1 protein-coding gene is annotated in these 1,164 nt (G+C 67.7%); it reads left to right on the top strand.

The annotated features are described in order from the left end of the window. Positions 1 to 340 precede the first annotated feature (340 nt). Positions 341 to 1,164 (top strand): RHS repeat domain-containing protein (locus D458_RS34695; RefSeq protein ID WP_239648126.1); only part of this gene is annotated, 824 nt, incomplete at its 3' end.

The following is a 1,164-nucleotide window of genomic DNA, read 5'->3' as shown; positions in this document are numbered from 1 at the left end:
CAACTGTTGTCGGGGCCGCATCCGGTCATGCCCGTGGGTGAAGCGAGCCCTGGCGCCCCTGACGGGGCGTGTTCACTCGGGTGTTACCTCAGGGGTTGGCGTTGTTGCTGCGCATAGCCCCGCCCTCTGCACGCGCGCATGAGGGCGCACTCAAACTTCCCGAAAGACACAGTCACCTTGGGTGAGATCAGTGACTGTGGGCTGATCGTGCACCAGTGGTGACGGCCCGTAGTCTGCCCGGGCTGCATCCCCGCACCTGGTTGGCTTCTCGTGCCCGCTCCACGGTTCCGGCTGGTCGGGGACGCACATTCATCCCCTGACCTTTGGAGCGTTCCCCCTCGTGAGATCACACCCTGTGCGCGCGGTCGTGGCCACCACGGCCGCCGCCACCCTCACCCTCGGCCTGCTGTCCGCCCCACCGGTGTGGGCCGATCAAGGCCCCCACTCACCGGCTGACCGCACCGTTCCCGTCCCCGAAACCTGGGAGCCGGGCGAGGCCGACACCGACCCCACCGGCGGGGATCCGCCCGATACCCCGTGGACGCCACCGGGCAGTGATCCCGAAGCCCGCACCGCTGACGCTGAGGACGTCGAAGCCTTGGTGGGCACCTGCGACGACGGCACCAACCGGGGGATCCAACCGTGGTATCCGCTGGAGCGCCACCAGATCAGCGACCGCCTGGAGGTGGCGGTCAACACCCACAACGGCAACCTCGTCGTCCAGCACCGGGACCTGACCGTGGCCGGGACCGGCCTGGACCTGTCACTGTCCTCCTTCTACAACTCCGCGCCCTCCTACGACGGATGGACCCAGACCCACGGCCGCCACATCGGGCTGAACATCTTCTCCAACTCCATCGTCTTCCAGGGCCCCTCCGGGTACTGCGAGAGTTTCGAGGTCGAGGAGGACGGGTCGTTCAGTTCCCCGGCCGGGCTCAACGCCGACCTGGTCGAGTTGGACAACGGCCACTACGCACTCACCTTCCACCGAGGCGAGTACGAAGACCAGGTGTGGACCTTCAACGCCCAGGGCTGGTGGTACTCCCAGGCCGACCGCAACGGCAACACCCACCGGCTGCGCTACGACCCCGAGGGGCACCTGGCCTCGATCGTGGACACCCAGGACCGCGTGACCACCTTCGACTGGGACGGCAGCGAGCTCGA

This window comes from Nocardiopsis ganjiahuensis DSM 45031 (assembly GCF_000341085.1).
Taxonomy (GTDB): Bacteria; Actinomycetota; Actinomycetes; order Streptosporangiales; family Streptosporangiaceae; genus Nocardiopsis; species Nocardiopsis ganjiahuensis.
Note: the sequence above shows the minus strand (reverse complement) of the source record. Positions and strands in the feature narration are given on the sequence as shown.